The organism is Herbiconiux sp. UC225_62, from assembly GCF_042694625.1.
Lineage (GTDB): Bacteria > Actinomycetota > Actinomycetes > Actinomycetales > Microbacteriaceae > Herbiconiux.
Map to the genome: position 1 here is coordinate 423089 of NZ_CP170551.1, position 17425 is coordinate 440513.

Annotated in this window: 19 protein-coding genes and 1 tRNA gene; 13 read left to right on the plus strand and 7 right to left on the minus strand. The window is 67.8% G+C overall.

What is annotated here, in order from left to right:
- Nucleotides 1-212: 212 nt before the first annotated feature.
- Nucleotides 213-2918 carry a LuxR C-terminal-related transcriptional regulator gene (locus ACFJGU_RS02105; RefSeq protein WP_382307221.1) on the minus strand — a complete coding sequence of 902 codons (2706 nt, stop codon included), beginning with the start codon at nucleotides 2916-2918 and terminating at the stop codon, nucleotides 213-215.
- Nucleotides 2919-3159: 241 nt separating this feature from the next.
- On the opposite strand from ACFJGU_RS02105, the gene ACFJGU_RS02110 reads away from it, so the two are divergent.
- The 4 genes from ACFJGU_RS02110 to ACFJGU_RS02125 all read left to right on the plus strand — a co-directional run bounded on the left by ACFJGU_RS02110 (nucleotide 3160) and on the right by ACFJGU_RS02125 (nucleotide 6334).
- Nucleotides 3160-3720, plus strand: coding sequence for a TetR/AcrR family transcriptional regulator (locus ACFJGU_RS02110; RefSeq protein WP_382307222.1), 561 nt, complete (start codon nucleotides 3160-3162; stop codon nucleotides 3718-3720).
- A 93-nt stretch (nucleotides 3721-3813) separates the two neighbouring features.
- Nucleotides 3814-5283: an MFS transporter gene (locus ACFJGU_RS02115; protein ID WP_382307224.1), complete on the plus strand. Its 1470-nt coding sequence runs from the start codon at nucleotides 3814-3816 to the stop codon at nucleotides 5281-5283.
- Nucleotides 5280-5567 (plus strand): hypothetical protein, encoded by a 288-nt coding sequence (locus tag ACFJGU_RS02120; RefSeq protein ID WP_382307226.1) that lies wholly within the window; start codon nucleotides 5280-5282, stop codon nucleotides 5565-5567. Before ACFJGU_RS02115 ends, ACFJGU_RS02120 begins: the two co-directional genes overlap by 4 nt.
- A 104-nt stretch (nucleotides 5568-5671) precedes the next feature.
- Complete coding sequence (locus ACFJGU_RS02125) at nucleotides 5672-6334, plus strand: phosphoribosyltransferase (RefSeq protein WP_382307228.1); 663 nt, start codon at nucleotides 5672-5674, stop codon at nucleotides 6332-6334.
- A gap of 68 nt (nucleotides 6335-6402) precedes the next feature.
- Here the strand turns inward: ACFJGU_RS02125 and ACFJGU_RS02130 are convergent, their stop codons facing one another.
- Entirely contained in the window at nucleotides 6403-7422 is a 1020-nt protein-coding gene (locus ACFJGU_RS02130) for a glycosyltransferase (RefSeq protein WP_382307230.1), read from the minus strand.
- A 199-nt stretch (nucleotides 7423-7621) separates the two neighbouring features.
- Here ACFJGU_RS02130 and ACFJGU_RS02135 point away from each other — a divergent pair, with 199 nt between their 5' ends.
- Together ACFJGU_RS02135 and ACFJGU_RS02140 are read left to right on the plus strand one after the other, a co-directional pair.
- Entirely contained in the window at nucleotides 7622-8977 is a 1356-nt protein-coding gene (locus ACFJGU_RS02135; RefSeq protein ID WP_382307231.1) for an APC family permease, read from the plus strand.
- Nucleotides 8970-9791, plus strand: coding sequence for an alpha/beta fold hydrolase (locus tag ACFJGU_RS02140; RefSeq protein WP_382307233.1), 822 nt, complete (start codon nucleotides 8970-8972; stop codon nucleotides 9789-9791). The genes ACFJGU_RS02135 and ACFJGU_RS02140 overlap by 8 nt, the downstream gene beginning before the upstream one ends.
- 100 nt (nucleotides 9792-9891) lie before the next feature.
- Here ACFJGU_RS02140 and ACFJGU_RS02145 read toward each other — a convergent pair whose 3' ends face one another.
- The 4 genes from ACFJGU_RS02145 to ACFJGU_RS02160 all read right to left on the minus strand — a co-directional run bounded on the left by ACFJGU_RS02145 (nucleotide 9892) and on the right by ACFJGU_RS02160 (nucleotide 12152).
- Entirely contained in the window at nucleotides 9892-10845 is a 954-nt protein-coding gene (locus tag ACFJGU_RS02145; RefSeq protein ID WP_382307234.1) for a manganese catalase family protein, read from the minus strand.
- Nucleotides 10846-10991: 146 nt separating this feature from the next.
- Nucleotides 10992-11600: a GAF and ANTAR domain-containing protein gene (locus ACFJGU_RS02150; protein ID WP_382307236.1), complete on the minus strand. Its 609-nt coding sequence runs from the start codon at nucleotides 11598-11600 to the stop codon at nucleotides 10992-10994.
- 200 nt (nucleotides 11601-11800) lie between these two features.
- A tRNA-Leu gene (locus ACFJGU_RS02155) sits at nucleotides 11801-11874 on the minus strand.
- Between the two features lie 101 nt (nucleotides 11875-11975).
- Nucleotides 11976-12152, minus strand: coding sequence for a DUF3263 domain-containing protein (locus ACFJGU_RS02160; protein ID WP_382307238.1), 177 nt, complete (start codon nucleotides 12150-12152; stop codon nucleotides 11976-11978).
- A gap of 203 nt (nucleotides 12153-12355) precedes the next feature.
- Between ACFJGU_RS02160 and ACFJGU_RS02165 the strand changes: the two genes are divergently transcribed.
- Together ACFJGU_RS02165 and ACFJGU_RS02170 are read left to right on the plus strand one after the other, a co-directional pair.
- The gene (locus tag ACFJGU_RS02165; protein ID WP_382307240.1) at nucleotides 12356-12715 is read left to right on the plus strand and encodes a DUF2510 domain-containing protein; all 360 of its coding nucleotides are present in this window, start codon (nucleotides 12356-12358) and stop codon (nucleotides 12713-12715) included.
- An 85-nt stretch (nucleotides 12716-12800) separates the two neighbouring features.
- Nucleotides 12801-13121, plus strand: coding sequence for a hypothetical protein (locus tag ACFJGU_RS02170; RefSeq protein ID WP_382307241.1), 321 nt, complete (start codon nucleotides 12801-12803; stop codon nucleotides 13119-13121).
- A gap of 3 nt (nucleotides 13122-13124) precedes the next feature.
- On the opposite strand, the gene ACFJGU_RS02175 is transcribed toward ACFJGU_RS02170, so the two are convergent.
- Nucleotides 13125-13460 carry a hypothetical protein gene (locus ACFJGU_RS02175; RefSeq protein WP_382307243.1) on the minus strand — a complete coding sequence of 112 codons (336 nt, stop codon included), beginning with the start codon at nucleotides 13458-13460 and terminating at the stop codon, nucleotides 13125-13127.
- Nucleotides 13461-13804: 344 nt separating this feature from the next.
- Between ACFJGU_RS02175 and ACFJGU_RS02180 the strand changes: the two genes are divergently transcribed.
- The 5 genes from ACFJGU_RS02180 (at nucleotide 13805) to ACFJGU_RS02200 (ending at nucleotide 17383) form a co-directional block, all read left to right on the plus strand.
- Nucleotides 13805-13957 carry a hypothetical protein gene (locus ACFJGU_RS02180; RefSeq protein WP_382307245.1) on the plus strand — a complete coding sequence of 51 codons (153 nt, stop codon included), beginning with the start codon at nucleotides 13805-13807 and terminating at the stop codon, nucleotides 13955-13957.
- 2 nt (nucleotides 13958-13959) lie between these two features.
- A complete protein-coding gene (locus tag ACFJGU_RS02185) occupies nucleotides 13960-14175 on the plus strand; it encodes a hypothetical protein (protein WP_382307247.1) in 216 nt (71 codons plus the stop codon).
- A gap of 531 nt (nucleotides 14176-14706) precedes the next feature.
- Nucleotides 14707-14988: a hypothetical protein gene (locus ACFJGU_RS02190; protein ID WP_382307249.1), complete on the plus strand. Its 282-nt coding sequence runs from the start codon at nucleotides 14707-14709 to the stop codon at nucleotides 14986-14988.
- 71 nt (nucleotides 14989-15059) lie between these two features.
- Nucleotides 15060-15200 (plus strand): hypothetical protein, encoded by a 141-nt coding sequence (locus ACFJGU_RS02195; RefSeq protein WP_382307251.1) that lies wholly within the window; start codon nucleotides 15060-15062, stop codon nucleotides 15198-15200.
- Nucleotides 15201-15349: 149 nt separating this feature from the next.
- Complete coding sequence (locus ACFJGU_RS02200) at nucleotides 15350-17383, plus strand: acyltransferase family protein (protein WP_382307253.1); 2034 nt, start codon at nucleotides 15350-15352, stop codon at nucleotides 17381-17383.
- The last annotated feature ends 42 nt before the right edge of the window (nucleotides 17384-17425 follow it).

Consider the following 17425-nt stretch of genomic DNA (forward strand, 5'->3'; position numbering starts at 1 on the left):
GACTCGAAAGCGGCGCGGCGGAGCCACTCGGATTGGAACAGGGGCGGCCACCCGAAGGCCACCCCTGTTCCGAGACCATCACGCGGGCGCTGCCGGCGAGGAGCTGACGAGTGAACCTCGGGCTGAAGAACCGCGCCGCACGGTGCAGATGATCTGGCTTACGCCATGAGCAATTGTCCGTCACGGTTCCTCGACCCCATCGTGAGTACTTTCTACTTGTTTCCCAAGGTGGCGGCATCCGCCCCGTCGTCCTCGTATCGCCCGTCGAGCTGGAGCTCGCTGAGTTCCGCCGAGAGTTCACGGCGCCCCGTGACGCCGAGCTTCCGATAGATGCGAGCGAGGTGGTTGTCGACCGTTCGCACCGAGATGCCGTACTCCGCGGCGAGCTCTGCGCTGGTGCGATGGGCCGCGGCGCCGCAGGCGAGCTGCCACTCGCGATCGGTCAGCGGCGTGATCCGCGGCTGCGTCGAACGACGGTTCGAGATCGCGACGCCGGCCCGAACGGTCCATGAATCGGCGAGCCGGTGGGCGAGCGACGCCCGCGCCAGGTCGCCGTTCGAGTGCTCGGCCGCCCAGCGCGCGGCGTCGATCGCGGGACCGAGCAGCCCCGCCTCGGCGAGCTCCTTGGCGACCGGCAGCACGTCGTAGCGGGCGATCACGGCTCGGGCGTGCGACTCCGCCAACGGGAAGGCGTGCCGGGCGGCGAGCAGATGCGGCAGCATCACCGTGGCTCCGACGACCGGTTCGATCCGCACGGCCTCGTAGGCGACGAGCGCCGCGAGGTAGAGGTGACCACCGTCGACCGCCTTGTGCAGGGCCGGGCCCATGCTGCGGATGGCGAAACCCGGCCGGCCGGACGCCGCCGACACCCAGGCACGCGCGAGCGCGGCGTAGAGCTCGGCCTTCGGATCGAGGATCTCCGCCGCAGCCAGCTGGTCGAGCCAGCTCCGTGCGATCGCGAACCGCCCGGTGCGAGCGGCCACGGCGGCCGTGAGAGCGTCGGCGGTCGGGAGCAGGCCCGCGATGTCGCGCCAGACGAGATCCCGGCGCCCTTCGGTGATCAGCTTCCAGGCCCGTGCCGGCGAGCCGCCGTGCAACTCGATGATCGCGAGCACGACCCTCCAGATGCCGCGAGCGCTCGGGTTGCTCTTCTCGGCCCGCGCGAGGTTGCGGCGGGCGGCGCTGCGCGCATCCGTGAACCGGCTGGTGAAGGAGAGCACGAGCACCTCGGAGAGTTCGAGCAGGTCGCGGGCGTTCGGCAGCACCTCACGGAACCGGTCGCAGGCGGCGAGGCCCCGGGTGACCGCCTCGCCCGCGAGCGTGAGGTTGCCGCCCATGGTCTGCAGCGTCGCGGTCATGATGAGCAGGTTGAGATCTCCCGGAGTCTCGACCGGGCCCAGCAGCGCGAGTTGCTCGACGCCGAGAGGGATGCCCTGCCCCGACATCCCTTGACCCGACATCAATCGCCATTTGGCGAGGTCCGATTCCAAGCCGGCACGGTCAGGCTCGTCGAGACGGTGCAGCACCGATTCCACCCGGGAGACCGCGACGTCGGGCTGCAGCTCGCGGAAGGCGAGGTGGTTGCCCTCGGCCTGGGCGAGTGCGGCGATGAAGGAGCGGTCGGCCGCTTCGCCGACGCTGTTCACGGCCGCCCAGGCCGCCGCGAAGTGCTCCGACGACTCGCGCGCCCGGCCGATCTGCGAGAGCGCCTGCGCCTCGACGTACTCGCCGGCAGCGCGGAGTGCCGCATCGGCCCCGGCCGCCCGGGCGGCGTGCTCGCCCAGCGTGATTGCCGTGTTGTACCGACGTTCGCTCAACTCGCGGTGCGCGAGATCGATGAGGGGCTGCGGTGCGATCGCCTGTCCCACCTTAAGTTGCAACAGGGTACGTCGCACGCGATGCTCTGGGTAGCCGTCGAGCATGTCGATGCCCGCGATCCGGAAGCCGTCCTGCGAGTATTCCGAGACGCTCGAGAGCAGCACGGGCCCGTAGAGCGGATGCGCGAGATCGACCCAGATCCGGCCGTCCCGGGCCCGTGCGACCACGAACCCCGCCGCTTCGGCCCGCTGGGTGCCACGTTCCGAGACGCCGGACGTGCCCGCCTGCTCCACCGGGAGCTCCCCGACGACGGCCAGGAGGGTCACCACGTCGAGCACCGCTGCTGAGGCCAGCAGCGGGTTCGCCGGCAGCGACGCGATCAAGCCCTCGGACACCGCGGGCCAGCGCTCGTTCCACGCACCCGCGTCGTCGGCGAGATCGCAGATGCCGACCGAGGCCTCGATCAACTCGGAGAGCGTGCGCGTGCTGCCGGAGGCGAGTCGCACCATCTCGTCCGCGGCGGCGGCGCCGATGCTCGTGCCGAGCCGGTCCTTCACCATCGCACAGGCGTCGGCCTGGCCGAGCGCTGGAAGCTCGATCTGCAGGGTCGCGTGGCGGACGAGTCGCGCCGTGGCCGCGCTCTGCCCGTCCGGTGCCGGCTTCGTCGCCCGCACCACGACCATCGAGGCCACACCGGCCCGCGCCACCTGTTCCAGCACACCGGTGCTGGTCAGATCGAGGTACTCCGCGTCATCGACGATCAGCACCACCTCGCGGCGATTGACGGCTCGGTGGAACTCGACGATGGCATTCCCGTCGTCGCCGACCGGGAGGGCCGACATCACGGGCGCCAGCGCCCCGAGCGGCACGGCGCCGAGATCGGGGTCGCCACGCACGATCAGAATGGTGCGGCCGGGGTCGATCGACTGGGCTAGGGCATCGACGAAGGCGGTGCGCCCGACGCCCGGCGCGCCGCCGACGACCACGAAGGGCCGCGCTTCACCGCGTTCGAGTGCCTTTCGCGCCTGATTGAAGAGGCGATCACGGCCGCGGAGCGGGTGTCCGCCGGGAATCTGGGCAACGTTCTTTCGCTGTGTCATGATCTGGCTTTCTCTTCACGCCGCGACAGCATGTCTCGGCATCTCGGGGCGAGAGGGAGCCGTCCGGTCGAGACGGCATGAGTAGGTTTTACTCACTATTTGCCCCGAAATTCCGTCGCCGGATCGTGAATACGTAGTCCCGTGCGGCTCAATACGTAGCCCTGACAGCTCGGCGCGGTCGCCGGACCGTTCGGGCGCCTCGTTCTTGCTTCGTCGAGGGAGTGAGTGTACAGTCACTCACATGCCTGCTCGATCCTCCGTCCTCTCCACCGCCGACGCCCGCCGCGCGACTGTCATCTCGGCCGCGCTGAGCGAGTTCGCCCTCACCGGTTACCTCGGCACCACGGTCGCCTCGATCGCCCAGCGAGCGACCATCTCGCCGGCCTACGTCTTCAAGCTCTTCCCGGGCAAGGAGCCGCTCTTCGTCGCCGCCCTGGAACAGTGCTTCGACCTGATCGTCGAGGCGCTCGACGACGGCGCCGCCTCAGCCGTCGAGCAGACGCCCACCGGCATCCTCGACGCGATGGGCGCGGCGTACGCGCACTTGATCGCCGACCGGCGCCTCCTGATGCTGCAGGTGCACGCCCAGTCGGCGGCCGACGTGCCCGAGATCGGTGCCGCGCTCCGGCGAGGGCTGGCGAAGGTCACCCTCTTCGCGAAGTCCCGTTCGGGCGCGGGCGACGAGGACGTGCAACGGTTCATCGCCTTCGGGCAGCTGTGCCACCTGATCGTGACCACGGGCATCGACGACGACGGATCGGAGTGGGCGGCCATCCTGAACCGGGGCATCCGGCACCCCTGATCGACCAGCCTGGCCGCGTGATCGCCTGACGCGGCCGGTTTTTTTCATCCACAAGAGTGACTGATCAGTCACACACTCACCAGAAAGAAGCTCATGACCGAAACATCTGCTCTCGCGACCCACCCCGGAGACCCGGCCGCGCCATCCCGGAGCCGGCGGCGCTGGCTCGCCCTCGGGGTGCTCGCTCTGGCGCAATTCCTCGTGGTGCTCGACGCCTCCATCGTCAACATCGCGCTCCCCTCGCTCGGCGCGCAACTCGCGCTCGACACGGCAGCGCTCAGCTGGGTGATCACCGCCTACGTGCTGCCGTTCGGCGGGCTGCTCCTGCTCGGCGGCCGGCTCGCCGACCGCTACGGGCATCGCCGCTTGTTCCTGATCGGAACGGCCGGCTTCGTCGGCGCATCCGCTCTGGCCGGTTTCGCCGTCTCGGGCGAGATGCTCTTCGCCGCGCGCGCCCTGCAGGGCGCTTCGGCGGCCTTGCTCGCTCCCGCGTCGCTCGCCCTCGTCACCCAGCTCTTCCCGCTCTCCCGCGACCGCGCCAAGGCCCTCGGCATCTGGGGAGCGGTCGCCGGCATCGGCAGTGCGGCGGGCGTCCTGCTCGGCGGAGTGCTCACGGCGGCCTTCGGCTGGCAGGCCGTGTTCTTCGTGAACGTGCCGATCGGCGTGATCGTCCTGCTGTTCGTGCCGCGCCTGGTCACCCGTGACCCCGAGTCGACCGGAACCCGCCTCGACTACCCCGGCGCGGCCACCATCACCGGCGGACTCGTGGCATTGGTCGCCGCGCTCACCGCCTTCGAGCAGCTCGGGCTGGCCCATCCGGTCACCCTCGGTCTCGCGCTGGCAGCGGTCGCGTCGATCGTCGCGTTCGTGCTCATCGAGCGCCGCTCCCCCGCTCCGCTGGTGTCGTTCTCGATCTTCGCCAATCCGTCGGTGACCGCCGGCAACGTCGCGATCCTCCTGATGGGTGCCGCGATGACGGCTCTGTTCTTCGCCTTCTCCGTCTACACGCAGGCGGTGCTGCACTACGACGCGCTGACCGCGGGGCTCAGCCAGCTTCCGCTCGCCGGCGCATTGGTGGTCGTCGCGGGCGTCGTGCCCGCAGTGATCGGCCGCATCGGAACCCGGATGACGCTGCTCGGCTCCCTCGCCGTGGTCGCGGGAGGCCTGATCTGGCTGGCCGCGGCCCCGGCCACCGCCGTCTTCGTCACCGACCTGCTCGGCCCGACGCTGCTGCTCGGCATCGGCCTCGGCGGCGCCTTCGTCTCCGCCACCCAGCTCGCGGTGCACGGCGTGCGGCCGGCGGATGCCGGACTCGCCGGAGGGTTGGTCAACACCGGTCAGCAGATCGGTAGCGCCGTCGGACTCGCGCTGCTCTCGACGCTCGCCGCCACCCGCACCGAGGACCTGGTGCGCTCCGGCGTCGCGGCGCCGGAGGCACTGACGGCCGGATTCTCGTGGGTGTTCCTCGGTGCTGCAGTGCTCGCGGTCGCCGCCGGGATCGCGGTGCTCCTCATCCGTGAGGCTCGCCCGGAACGGACCCGACGCACTACCGTGGAGGGGTGACCGCCCGTCTGGCCCATCTCGTGCTCGCGCTCCGTATCGCCTACCTGGTCGGCGCCGGACTGTTCCTTTTCGACGTGGCGCTCGCCTTCGGCGGGCCCGCCATCGTGACCTCGGTGTTCCACGGGTCGGATGACGGCACCCTCGAGACAGTGACCTCGTGGATCGCGGTCGTCGCGTTCACGTTCGCGGCGATCGGCGCGGTCATCACGATCGCCGCGACGTCCGACCGAACGGCCCCCGCTCCCCTGCCCGAAGACGGCGACACGGTCGATCCGGCGCTCTGACCGGTCTCCGTCAGCCGCGGGACGTCAGGCACCGAGCCTGGCGCGCGAACGCTCGCAGCGAGAACATGGTCGGAAGGCAGCATCGGCGCGGATGGGAGGCGGTCATGAGCCCGTTCCGTGATCGCCGGGACGCCGGGCGGAGGCTCGGAGCACGTCTGGACCGTTTCGGCGGGGAGGACGTCGTGGTGCTGGGGTTGCCGAGGGGCGGAGTCACCGTCGCCGCGGAAGTCGCGGCGATTCTCGACGTCCCGCTCGATGTGATCCTCGTGCGAAAGCTCGGGCTGCCGTTCCAGCCCGAGGTGGCGATGGGCGCCATCGCCGAGGGCGGCATCCGATACGTCGACCAGAACCTGATCCGCGCCTACGGCGTCACCGATCGGGAGCTCGTCGACGTCGAGACCGCGGAGTGGCGCGTGCTCGAGGCTCGGGAGGTCGTGCTGCGACGCGGGCGAGGGCGGATGGCGCTCGCCGGCCGCACCGTGATCGTCGTCGATGACGGCGTCGCGACCGGAGCCACCGCGCGAGCCGCCTGCCGCGCCGCCCGCGAGCTCGGCGCGGGGCACATCGTGCTCGCCGTCCCCGTCGCGTCCGGCGACACCCTCGCCACGATCGTCGATGCCGACGAGATCGTCTGCGTCAGCACTCCCACCGTGTTCCGTGCGGTGGGCGAGCACTACGAGCATTTCGGCCAGGCCACCGACGCCGACGTCGTCGCAGCCCTCGACGAAGCGGCCTCGCGGATGTCGGGGCGGCGACGCCGGGAATGACGACGACGACGGCCTCGAGACGGTAACGGACCGGGGACCGCTTACCGACCAGGTCCGAAGCCGCTGACCTAGTCGTCGTCCGCGAGGTCGCGCTCGGCCGCCGGCAAGGCGATCGCCTGACTCGACATCAAATCGGCCGGTTGCAAGGCCGGACGACCAGCGGCCACCCACTCCTGATAGGCCGCGTACGGATCGTCACGGGCAGCCGACACCGCCGCAGCTCGTCGACGGCGGATACGCCATCTCACCCTCCCAGTATCAGGGGATCCGCCCGACTCCGAGTCCCGGGCGCCGGGGGTTGACATCCGCTCGGCACGTGTGTCTATCCTCCGGCGCAGGAAGACAGCGTGCACGATTCGGTCCCATCGCCGCCACGGCAGCTCATGCGGCCAGTGCACGAAGACCGTTCGGAACCCCCTCCGGAATCGCCTGACCATGGCCACCGGATCGGTGAAGGGGCGGTGGGAGATCTGCACGGTGATGCCGCGCAGATAGCGGATCCTGCCCGGCGCACCGAGGTGGAACGAGAGGTCGAGGTCGTCGTGCAGTTCGGGATCGTGGCGGTGCACGCTCCACCGCACCCGCTCCCACGCCTCACGCCGCATCGCGAAGTTCGATCCGAACAGCGGGACGTGACCGAGGGCGGGCGCGAGCGCTCCGTAGTACGCGCCGAGATACAGGGCCGCACCGACCTTCCGCAATGGCGCCGGTCCCCCCGAGAACACGGCGGCGCCGGTGACGGCGAGCACGTCCGGGTGATCGCGCAGGTGACTCAGGACCGCCTCGACCCAGTGTGCGGGCGGGATGCTGTCGGCATCCAGGCGCGCGATGACGTCGCCGAGTGCCGCGTCGTAGCCCGCCGCTCCGGCCGCCGGGATGCCCGGACGTTCCTCACGCACGACCCTGGCACCCGCCGCCCTCGCGACGGCGGCCGTGGCATCCGTCGACGCGTTGTCGACCACGACGACCTCCAACGGAGCGGCTGTCTGCCGCCGGAGCGCTGCCAGGCAGACCTCCAGGCGGTGGGCATCGTCCTTAACGGGGATGACGACGGAGACGGTGACCGGCGGAGGGGTGTGGTGGTGCATGAGATCCTCCGTCGAGAGTGAACGGCGACCTCCGCCCACTCTCTCACTCTGGCCCCGACAGAGGATGCCCTCGGACCCTTGCGTTCGTGCTCGACGGATGCAACGCGCGTGCGTGTGCCCCTGACGGCCGCGGACGGTCGCCGAAGCAGGCGCCATCCGACTCGGGCCGAATGCTCTGATGCGACGTAGGTTCACGAGCATGACCACCACCACGAGCACCGCCGAGAACACCGACGCGGGCTCCTCCCGACTCGCCCGACGGATCACCGGTCCGCTGCTGTTCCTGTTCATCCTGGGCGACGTGCTCGGCGCCGGCATCTACGCGCTCATGGGTGTGCTGTCGGGCGAGGTCGGCGGCGCCCTCTGGGCGCCGTTGGCGCTGGCCCTGCTGCTCGCTCTGCTCACCGCCGGCTCCTACGCCGAACTGGTGACCAAGTACCCGAAGGCGGGCGGTGCCGCGATCTTCGCGCAACGAGCCTTCCGGCCACCGGTGATCTCCTTCCTGGTCGGGTTCAGCATGCTCGCGGCCGGCGTGACGAGTGCCGCCGGGCTCGCCATCGCATTCGCGGGCGAGTATCTGCAGACGTTCTTCTCGGTGCCGACCATCCCCGCCGCGATGGTCTTCCTCGTGCTGGTGGCGGCGCTCAACGCCCGCGGCATCAGCGAGTCGGTCAAGACGAACCTCGTCATGACCGTGATCGAGGTGTCGGGCCTCGTGATCGTGATCGTCGCGGTCGGGCTGATGCTCGGGGGTGGAGGCGGCGACGGCTCCCGCGTGACGCAGTTCCCCGCCGAGACCTCCCCGGGCCTTGCGGTGCTGGGCGGCGCGATCATCGCCTACTACTCCTTCGTGGGCTTCGAGACCTCCGCAAACGTCGCGGAGGAGATCAAGGACCCGTCGCGCGTCTACCCCCGGGCTCTGTTCGGCGCTCTCCTGACCGCCGGCGTCGTGTACGTGCTCGTCGGACTCGCCTCCGCCGTCGCCTTGCCCTCCCGCGAATTGAGCGCGTCCTCCGGCCCGCTCCTGGCCGTGGTGAACGCGACGGGAGTGCCCGTGCCCGAGTGGCTCTTCAGTCTGATCGCCCTCATCGCCGTGGCGAACGGCGCCCTGCTCACGATGATCATGACCAGTCGCGTCACCTACGGCATGGCGGAACAGGGCCTCCTGCCCCCCGTGCTCGGCCGGGTCCTGCCGAAGCGTCGCACGCCCTGGGTCGCCATCGTGGTGACCACGGTGCTCGCCATGCTCCTCACGCTCGTCGGAGACCTGACCACGCTCGCGTCCGCGGTGGTGCTGCTGTTGCTGTTCGTGTTCATCAGCACGAACGTGGCGGTGCTGGTGCTGCGGAAGGACAAGGTGGAGCACAAGCACTTCCGGGTGTGGACGGTCGTGCCGATCCTCGGAGTCGCCTCGTGCCTGCTGCTGCTCACCCAGCAGGAACCGCTGGTCTGGGCGTTCGGCGGCGGCTTCCTGGTGCTCGGCGTGGTCCTCTATCTCGTCGCTCGGGCCACCGGCCGACGAGGCGCGGGCGCACGCCCGGACTCTCGTGGCTGAGGCCGGCCGGCAGCAGCCGCGTTCGAGCCTGATCGAGTCCGCCGGGATGTGGTTCCGGGTACTCTCCACGGTCGAGGGAGGCGCGCGGGCCGTACCGGACGCATCCACTGGCCGGGATGGGCGCGCGCACGTCCTCGTGCACGGGATCGGAACCTCGCACCGCTATCTGAGCAGGCTGCACGACGAGTTCGCCCGGACCGGCCCGGTGCATTCGATCGATCTCCCCGGCTTCGGCGGCCTGCCGAAACCCCCCGAAGCACCGAGCGTGCCCGAGATGGCAGCCGCCCTCGCCGATGTCCTCGACGGTCTGGGTCTGCGCCGCCCTGTGCTCGTCGGGCACTCCATGGGCGCTCAGTGGGTGGTCGAACTGGCCGCGACACGAGCCGATCTGGCGTCCGCCGTGGTGGCCATCGGGCCGGTCGCCGACGACCGGCACCGCACCCTCACCGCGCAGTCCGTCGCTCTCGGCATCGACATCCTGGGCGAACCGCCGGTCGTCAACGCCGTCGTATTCCTCGACTACCTCCGCTGCGGACCGGCCTGGTTCCTCCGCGAGTCCGGGCCGATGCTGTCGTATCCGATCGACGAGCGGGTCGCCGACCTGACCGTTCCGCTCCTGGTCGTGCGCGGCGGAAACGATCCGATCGCGGGCACGGCCTGGTGCCGGCGTCTGCGGGATGCCGCGCCCAGAGGCTCCCTCGCCGTGGTGCCCGGCCATCGGCACGTGGTGCAGTTCACGGCGCCGCGGGCCGTCGCATCCGCCATCTCGACGTTCCTCGCAGCCCAATCGGATGCTGCGGACACCGCGCACTGAGTCGTGGATGCGGGCCGGCGCGCCCCGCTGATGCCCAGGGACCTCGCGGAACGGCGGTGGAGCGGGAGTGACCCGCTGCCACCGCCGATCTGCCGTGGTGTTACTTCTTTGTTGGCCCGTAGAACGCCTCGACCTCGGCGAGCTCCGCCTCGGCCGTCTTCTGGATGAGCTTCAGCAGCTCGGGGTCCAGCCCCGGCGAGAACTCCTCGAGTCGCTCGGGAGCGATGAACGACGGCGTGCCCTTCGGCGCCTGCTGGCTGCCATCGAGTTCGGTTCCGTCGTTCGACGGGGAGGCGCCCTGGAAGATCCGCCCGGCTTCGGAGGCGCCGGTCAGGTCGAAGGTGAACTGCTTGCTCTGCAGGCCCAGGTCGACGAGCTCCTTCACCTCCGGGAACTTCTCGGCGTTGGTCTTCGGGATCGGGAGGGTCTTCTTCCAGTCGATGCCGAGGGTCTCGAGCGCCTTGGCGTAGGCGTTCTCGTGGGCCTGGTCGCGCACGATGAGATAGGCGATGGTCGAGCGGGCCGTCTTGTTCGCCGTCATCTCGTAGATTCGGCACTTCTGCAGGCGTCCGGTCGACTCGAGCATGAGGTTGTAGAGCAGGTCGAGCACGAGGTTGCCCGAGTTGTAGACGTAGCTGCCGAGCCATGGGTTGCCGGCGGAGTCGACGGGCAGTGCCCCCTGGGCGCCGACGAGGTAGTGGTGGATGTTGCCGGTGTCGAGCGCGATGTTCAGCGGCGTGGCGCCACCGGACCCCGGGGTGTCCAGGGGGTCGGTCTTCTTGCCGCTGTAACCGGGCGCGCCGTCGAGCAGGCGCGAGATGGTGGTGCCGATCAGTTCCACGTGGCTGATCTCCTCGGTGCCGACCCCCTGGATGAGGTCGCGGTACGGCTTCGCATCCGGTCCGCGGAAGTTCATGGCCTGGAAGAGGTACTGCATCATCGTGCGCATCTCGCCGAACTGGCCGCCGAGTCCCTCCTGCAGGGCGTTCGCCGCTGCGGGGTCCGGCTCGTCGTTCGCGATGTCGTTGATCCATTCCTGGACGTGGAAATACATGACGGTCCTCCGTGATTGTTCAGGCCGCATCGTGCGTCCCGTTGCCCTCAACCTGCACCGGCAAAGAAGTTCCGGTACCCCCTTGCCAAACGGGCCGACCTGTAGGGGGACCTGCGGCGAAGGACTTTCCGACGACGCTTCTCGGGTCAGAGAGGGAAGGAGATCTGTCGATCGATGATCTGCGAGGCGATGTCGCGCACCGATCGCCCTTCCGCGAACGCGCGGGCACGGATGAGCAGCAAGGCGTCGTCGGGGCCGACCTTCATCTGCGCCATGACCATGCCGGTCGCCTGGTGCACCTCGCGACGGGAATACGGACTGTCCTGGGTCGCGTCGCCTTCCTCGGTCGGCTGCCGGTCGAGCGCCTGATTGAGCACGGTGAGCGCAGCGATGTCGGCCAGAGCGGATGCCCGCGCGACGTCGGACGACGTGAAGGGGTGAGGTGCATCGACATAGAGATCGACGGCGCCGATCTCCAGCGAGCCGATGATCAGAGGGAACGCGAAGACCGATCGGATGCCGCATTCCGCGATGGCCGTGTGCAGGCTCGGCCACGCCGGATTCCAGGTGTGCTGCACGTCCGGAACGAGCACGGGGGCCCGCGTGCTGAGTGCCATCCAGCACGGACCCTCGCCGAGGTCGAGTTGCAGCTCGTCGAGGTGGGCGGCCAGGTCGTCGCTCGCGCACACGGTCTCCACGTCGAAGGGGTTCTTCAACGTCGAGATGGCCGCCCGGGCGATGGGAAGCGAGGCCACGAACGGCTCACACAACGTCGAGTCAGGTGAGACTGGATGATTCGAGATGATGTCCTCCTGGCCCGTCACCCAGCAGAAGCCGGTGCGCGATGCGGCCTGGGTCCAGGACGGCGTGACTTCAGACTACGGCAACCTGAGCCGGAGGGCCTGTGAATCCGGGGCCGAGTGGCGACGCGCCCCCGGCCTCCGCTGCGATGTTCTGGTGCACCCCCAGGGACTTGAACCCTGAACCCACTGATATGGAGTGCCAATTCTGACTAGCACCGACGGGTGCCGACTGGCGCGGAATCTCGGGGAAGTTCGCCCTGGCTTGCAGCCGAGCGTTGCCGACCAGCACCGACAAGTCCCGGCTCAAAATCCGGAGTAAGTACGGAATCACTCGTCGCGGCGCAGCAGCGCTCGGTTGCGCTGGTTCAGCCGCCGTTCAAGCCTCGCCCTGAGACGGTAGACGAGCTGCGGATGCTCGGCCAGTGCGACTGGCTCGGCAAGCACGTGGGCCAGGCGCTGCAGGTATCTCGCCTGCGACCATCCGAACTCGCGGCGGATCGCCATCTCCCGGCCCGGTGGGCTGATCGATCCATCGCTCCTCGAACGCGAGGATGGCGCGGTCCTGATCAGTGAGCACGGCGTCGATGCTGCCAGGAGCCACCGACAACGACGAGAAGCCCCGCACTGCCCGGAGGCGCGTGCGAGGCATTCATGGTCTCGTAGGGGCCGATCTCGGTATGATCTCCCCACGGATTCGAGGGGGAAGCATGAGCAACGCGGCACCTGGTTGGTACGACGACGGAGCAGGACGTCAGCGGTGGTGGGACGGCGTCCAGTGGACCGCGAACTACGCACCCGTTCAGCCGGCTCCGGTCCAGCCCTACCCGCCACAACCTCAGCCGCAGCACTACCAGCAGCCGCAATACGCCCAACAGGCCCCGTATCCGCAGCAGCCGGTGCCTGTCGCTGTGCAGGGCCGCCAGGCCAACAACATGGGCGTCTCGTACGTGCGACCCCAGCAGGGCCACAGCCTGACGCTCTGGATCATTCTTTCGGTGTTCCTGTTCATTCCGGTGATCTGGCTGATCTACTACTCGGTGAGCCCGAACCACTACTGGCACGCCTGACCGGGGCGACTGGACCTCTGTCAGGGGTTCTGCCTACGATCAGACGTGCGCGGGCCGGCGCGCTCCCCAATGAGAGGAGCACCCGTTGGCCGAGCGTTGGCACCCCGTCGACACCCTGCTCCCCGCCGAACTCATCTTCCCGAAGCCAGGCACCAAGGACCCGTTCGCGATCATCCGCTGGGTCGACGTCACCCTCAACGGAGAACCCGTGTCCCGGTGGCGAGTCGTGTCCTGGAACGCCGACCCGAAGAAGCGGCGCCTACTCGGCGACGGCTACTACCGGGAGCTCGAGGACGCAGCTATGGCCGCCCACAAGCATGCGCTCGCCCAGATCACACCCAACGTGATCCACTCGCAGACCGGCCGGTCAGTGGTGCGCGAAGCTGGAGTCGCCACATACCGCTGACCATCAATCCGACATCTCGGACTGCGAGTCGAAAGCAATGTCAAAGTGCGCGGCCCACGGAGACGACTCAATGAGATACATCTCCTCGCCAGGATACGAAACTGAACGCTCAATGTCGTAACCGGCGAAGGCCTCGATCGCCTCCCGCGACTCCCACAGGGACACCGTCTTGATTTCGGTGTAACCAGCGTCCAACCTGCGCGACAGAACCCACGAACGAAGGTGGCCTGCCGTTTCCGCGTGGTCCTGCAATCCAGTGCGACGAACTAGGTCGATGTACCCTTCCCCGTCAGACGTCAAAATCTTGGCGGTCCAGACTCGCATCACATGATTACCCACGGTGCGAACCTACGCTTGTCCGCTCCCGTTCGGGCTACCCACGTCCAATCCGCGTTGTGACAAGTCACTCCGGGCGGCCGGGGAGAGCACTGCGACCCCTCGCAGTATCGCTCGATCCCCGGCCTAGGAGGGTTCCCCATCTACGCTCGAATCCTCCCGCAGACAGGCTATTGCCGCGGTCGCGCAAGAGTCGAGACAGTCTTCGAGGGATGTCAATATCCCCCGTGCGACAAATCCTGGCTGCCGTCATCGAGGTATGGGCAAATTGACGTATGGGAGCGACCGTCGCGTCGAGCCCCAGGGAGTCACTGGGTGCAACGCCGATCGACGTTAAGATCGACGGCATGAAGGTCACCGCCATGGTCCGCAACACCGAAACGCGCGAAGTGCGCGACATCGAGACCGAGGCACCCAACTACGACACCGGCTACGCGCAGCTGCAGGCCCGCATCCCAGACGGGTGGAAGATGATCGCCGTCAGCGCCGAACGAGACTGATCATGCTGTTCCTCGCCCGCGGCATCGAAGACGACCACTACTGGGTCGTCCACGAGGTTGACGGTGTGCTCGTGGAGACGCCGTGGCGAATCGAGCACGAGCGTGGCGGGTATCGACTCAGCCACGCGGACGACAGTTCCGAGACGGCGCGCGTGTTCGCCTTGGGAGCGTTCGAGACGCCGGAGTCCGCGGTTGATGGCCTGCGCGGCCTGCTTTAGGTGTGTCGACTGTAGTTGCATGCCGGCGTTCGCCCTGACGCCGGTATGGTCCTAGAACACGAATCTGGCCCCTGACCCCCCAAGGAGAGCAACGAGACCGCCCCCGACGCGGAGGGATGTGGTCGGGGGCGTGAACTCGCAAGTCGGGTCGAGCGAGCCTCTGCACCTTTGCGCAACCAGCCTGGCATTCGGTGGCAGGGTGCGTCTTCCACCAGAACGGGGGTGATGAACGACAAAAAGGGCCCCTGACCCTCCCGAAGGAGAGCTCAAACCAAACCGCCCCCGGCTTCGATTGTGAGTCGAGACGTCGGGGGCCTGGGCTCTGTGGCCGGGTAGGCGAGCCCGCATTTTGCCCGTCCAGCCTGACAGGGCGGCGCGGGTGCTGTCGTCCTCCTGAACAGGGGGTGAATGTCCGCATTGTTGACTTCGGCTAACATTGTGTCGACGAAAGCTCCACTGACCCGCGAGCTTCACCTCATTCAGTCGTTGGACCCGAACATCGTTCTGAGTGCACACAGCGCCAGGAGAAACATGACCACCGTGGACGAGTTCAGTTACGACGACCTCGAACGGTTCGCTCGAGACCATCCCAAGAATCCGCCAGTCAAGGCACCGCTCCACGTCGAAGCGCGGCAGCGGCCGCGCCGCCAGCGCAAGTCGCCGACTCCGGCGAACAAGGGGCGCTTCTACCGCCCCGATCTCTTCAGCTCATGGGACCGGCTCACCAGCAATCTCGCCGTTCGACTCGTCGCATCGACCGTTCTCGTGGGCGGGACTGGGTTGCTCGTGGTCGTCGCTCTCACACGTGCATGACCCTCGTCACCTAACCCTGGCCGTCTTCTAGTCTTCACTCGCGTGAAACATCGGCTGCGTACCGTTGAATCATGGGGAATTACCAGGCGCGCCGCCGCGCGCGAAAACTCGGACCACGCAAGACGCCGTGGTGGGGCTACCTGATTGTCGTGATACTCGCTATCGTCGCCCTCGGCCTGGCTGGGTACGCGATGATCACCGCCCGCGCGTGAACCTCAGCGGGGTCGAAGGGCGGGAGGAGACGCCATCGACTCCGGGGGAAGCACGCACAGCACTCAACTCCCGCCCCCGCGCACATGCTAGCGAACGAACTATCTCGAAGCCGCTAACCCGTTTGCTCTACGATTTTCCGTGACCACTGATGGGGGAAGCCGTGGCAATAGAAACTCGACGCGTATCGCGGTCTGAGACATTCCGATCAGACATCCAGGGTCTACGCGCGATCGCGGTGGGCGTGGTCGTCCTCTACCACGCCGGCGTTCCCGGGCTGCAGGGCGGCTACCTCGGCGTTGACGTGTTCTTCGTCATCTCGGGGTTCCTGATCACGAGCCATCTCCTCCGCGAGATCACGGTGCGCGGCACCGTGCGCTTCAGGGAGTTCTATGCCCGCCGTGCGCGTCGCATTCTCCCGGCATCCTTCGCGGTTCTCATCGTCACCACCGTGCTCGTGTTCTTCCTGATACCGCCACTACAGCGGCCGGCCAACTTCGAAGACGCAATCGCGACCGCCTTTTACGTCCCGAACATGCTCTTCGCGGTGCAGGGCACCGACTATCTGGCTGAGGCGACACCATCGGTGTTCCAGCACTATTGGTCGTTGGGTGTCGAGGAACAGTTCTACCTCTTCTGGCCTGCGATCCTGGTCGTTCTCGGACTCGCAGGTGGGGCCCTGCGCTCCAAGAAGGCGATCGCGGTAGGAGTGATCGCTATCACCGCCGTCTCGTTCGCTCTGTGCGCATGGCTCACATACCGGTCCCAGCCATGGGCGTTCTTCTCCCTTCCAACCCGCGCGTGGGAATTCGGAGTCGGCGGCGCGATTGCCGTCCTTCCCATGGCCAAACTGCGAGAGCGCATCAGCGCCAACGCGTCAGCAGCTCTCGCATGGGTCGGGCTCGGCGGTCTCATCGCTTGCGTACTGCTCTTCACCGAATCCACCCCATTCCCCGGATACTGGGCAGCATTGCCGGTCATCGCGACCGCACTGATCATCGGCTTCGGCGCCTCGATCCAACCCGCCGGCCCGACACGAGTGCTGAGCCTGCGGCCGATGGTGTTCATAGGCACCATCTCGTACTCGCTGTACCTGATCCACTGGCCCGCCCTCGTCCTCCCGCAGGCCGCGATCGGTTACTTCGATCCAATGCCACTCTGGGCGACGATCAGCATCGCCTTGGCATGTGTGCCCGTCGCCTGGGTGATGTTCAAGTTCATCGAGGAACCAGCCCGGAAGTGGAAACCGCTCGTCGAAGGCCGCACTCGCCGCACCTTCACCCTCACCGTTACGGCGTCCGTCGTTGCCGCCGCCCTCGCCCTCGGCGGCCTCACCTACACCAAGAACGCGCAGCTCTCCACCGACGAAATGGCAGCCCCGATACCTGTGGCGGTCGCCCCGTCCGGTACGACATTCGTGCCGCTCAACCTCGAGCCGTCCCTGTGGGATGCCGCGAAGGACAAGCCCGAAATCTACACCAACGGATGTCACCTCGACTTCAACGAAACCGACGCAGAGGGGTGTCGGTTCGGGCCTGAGTCCGATACCGTCGTCGCGCTATTCGGCGACTCTCACGCCGCCCAGTGGTTCCCGGGGTTGAAGGCGTGGGCCGAGAGTTCGGGCGTCACCCTCGAGACGCACACGAAGAGCTCGTGCCCCTCAGTAGAGATCGACGTCACTCTCAACGGTGTGCCGTTCACACAATGCGACAAGTGGCGGCAGGACGTCATCGATTACATCGCCGACACCAAACCCGACCTGGTGCTCCTCGCGAACTACTACCACTCCGCCGATTCCGACCCCCAGCAGTGGGAGCAGGGCCTCCGGGACACCATCACGGAGCTCGGCACCGTCGATGCGGCGATTCTCGCCGACAGTCCGTTCATGGGGCAGAACCCCTCCATCTGTCTCTCCGCCCACCTCACCGACACGACTGCCTGCGACCGGACGCCCGAGTTCGCGCTGACCTCACCAATCCGAGACGCCGAGGCGCGAGTCGCCGCAGCGACCGAGACGCCCCTCATTGACCTGAACGACTACTTCTGCTCGGCAGAGGCGTGCCCGCCAATTATCAGCAACATCGCCGTGTACCGCGACCCGCATCACGTGTCGTCGGTGTTCTCCGAGTACCTCAGCGACCCCCTTGGCGAGCGTCTCGAATCCGTGCTGGCCACTAGAAGGTGAACGCAGAAATGACCCCCTTGAAGCCTCTCCGAAGAGAAGCCC

Bases quoted from the DNA above. Each gene is read 5' to 3' on its own strand.
- ACFJGU_RS02125 (WP_382307228.1), top strand. From the start codon at position 5,672: ATGAGCCCGTTCCGTGATCGCCGGGACGCCGGGCGGAGGCTCGGAGCA.
- ACFJGU_RS02115 (WP_382307224.1), top strand. From the start codon at position 3,814: ATGACCGAAACATCTGCTCTCGCGACCCACCCCGGAGACCCGGCCGCG.
- ACFJGU_RS02190 (WP_382307249.1), top strand. From the start codon at position 14,707: ATGACCACCGTGGACGAGTTCAGTTACGACGACCTCGAACGGTTCGCT.
- ACFJGU_RS02165 (WP_382307240.1), top strand. From the start codon at position 12,356: ATGAGCAACGCGGCACCTGGTTGGTACGACGACGGAGCAGGACGTCAG.
- ACFJGU_RS02195 (WP_382307251.1), top strand. From the start codon at position 15,060: ATGGGGAATTACCAGGCGCGCCGCCGCGCGCGAAAACTCGGACCACGC.
- ACFJGU_RS02110 (WP_382307222.1), top strand. From the start codon at position 3,160: ATGCCTGCTCGATCCTCCGTCCTCTCCACCGCCGACGCCCGCCGCGCG.
- ACFJGU_RS02145 (WP_382307234.1), bottom strand. From the start codon at position 10,845: ATGTATTTCCACGTCCAGGAATGGATCAACGACATCGCGAACGACGAG.
- ACFJGU_RS02105 (WP_382307221.1), bottom strand. From the start codon at position 2,918: ATGACACAGCGAAAGAACGTTGCCCAGATTCCCGGCGGACACCCGCTC.
- ACFJGU_RS02185 (WP_382307247.1), top strand. From the start codon at position 13,960: ATGCTGTTCCTCGCCCGCGGCATCGAAGACGACCACTACTGGGTCGTC.
- ACFJGU_RS02160 (WP_382307238.1), bottom strand. From the start codon at position 12,152: ATGGCGATCCGCCGCGAGTTCGGATGGTCGCAGGCGAGATACCTGCAG.
- ACFJGU_RS02135 (WP_382307231.1), top strand. From the start codon at position 7,622: ATGACCACCACCACGAGCACCGCCGAGAACACCGACGCGGGCTCCTCC.
- ACFJGU_RS02180 (WP_382307245.1), top strand. From the start codon at position 13,805: ATGAAGGTCACCGCCATGGTCCGCAACACCGAAACGCGCGAAGTGCGC.
- ACFJGU_RS02200 (WP_382307253.1), top strand. From the start codon at position 15,350: ATGGGGGAAGCCGTGGCAATAGAAACTCGACGCGTATCGCGGTCTGAG.
- ACFJGU_RS02130 (WP_382307230.1), bottom strand. From the start codon at position 7,422: ATGCACCACCACACCCCTCCGCCGGTCACCGTCTCCGTCGTCATCCCC.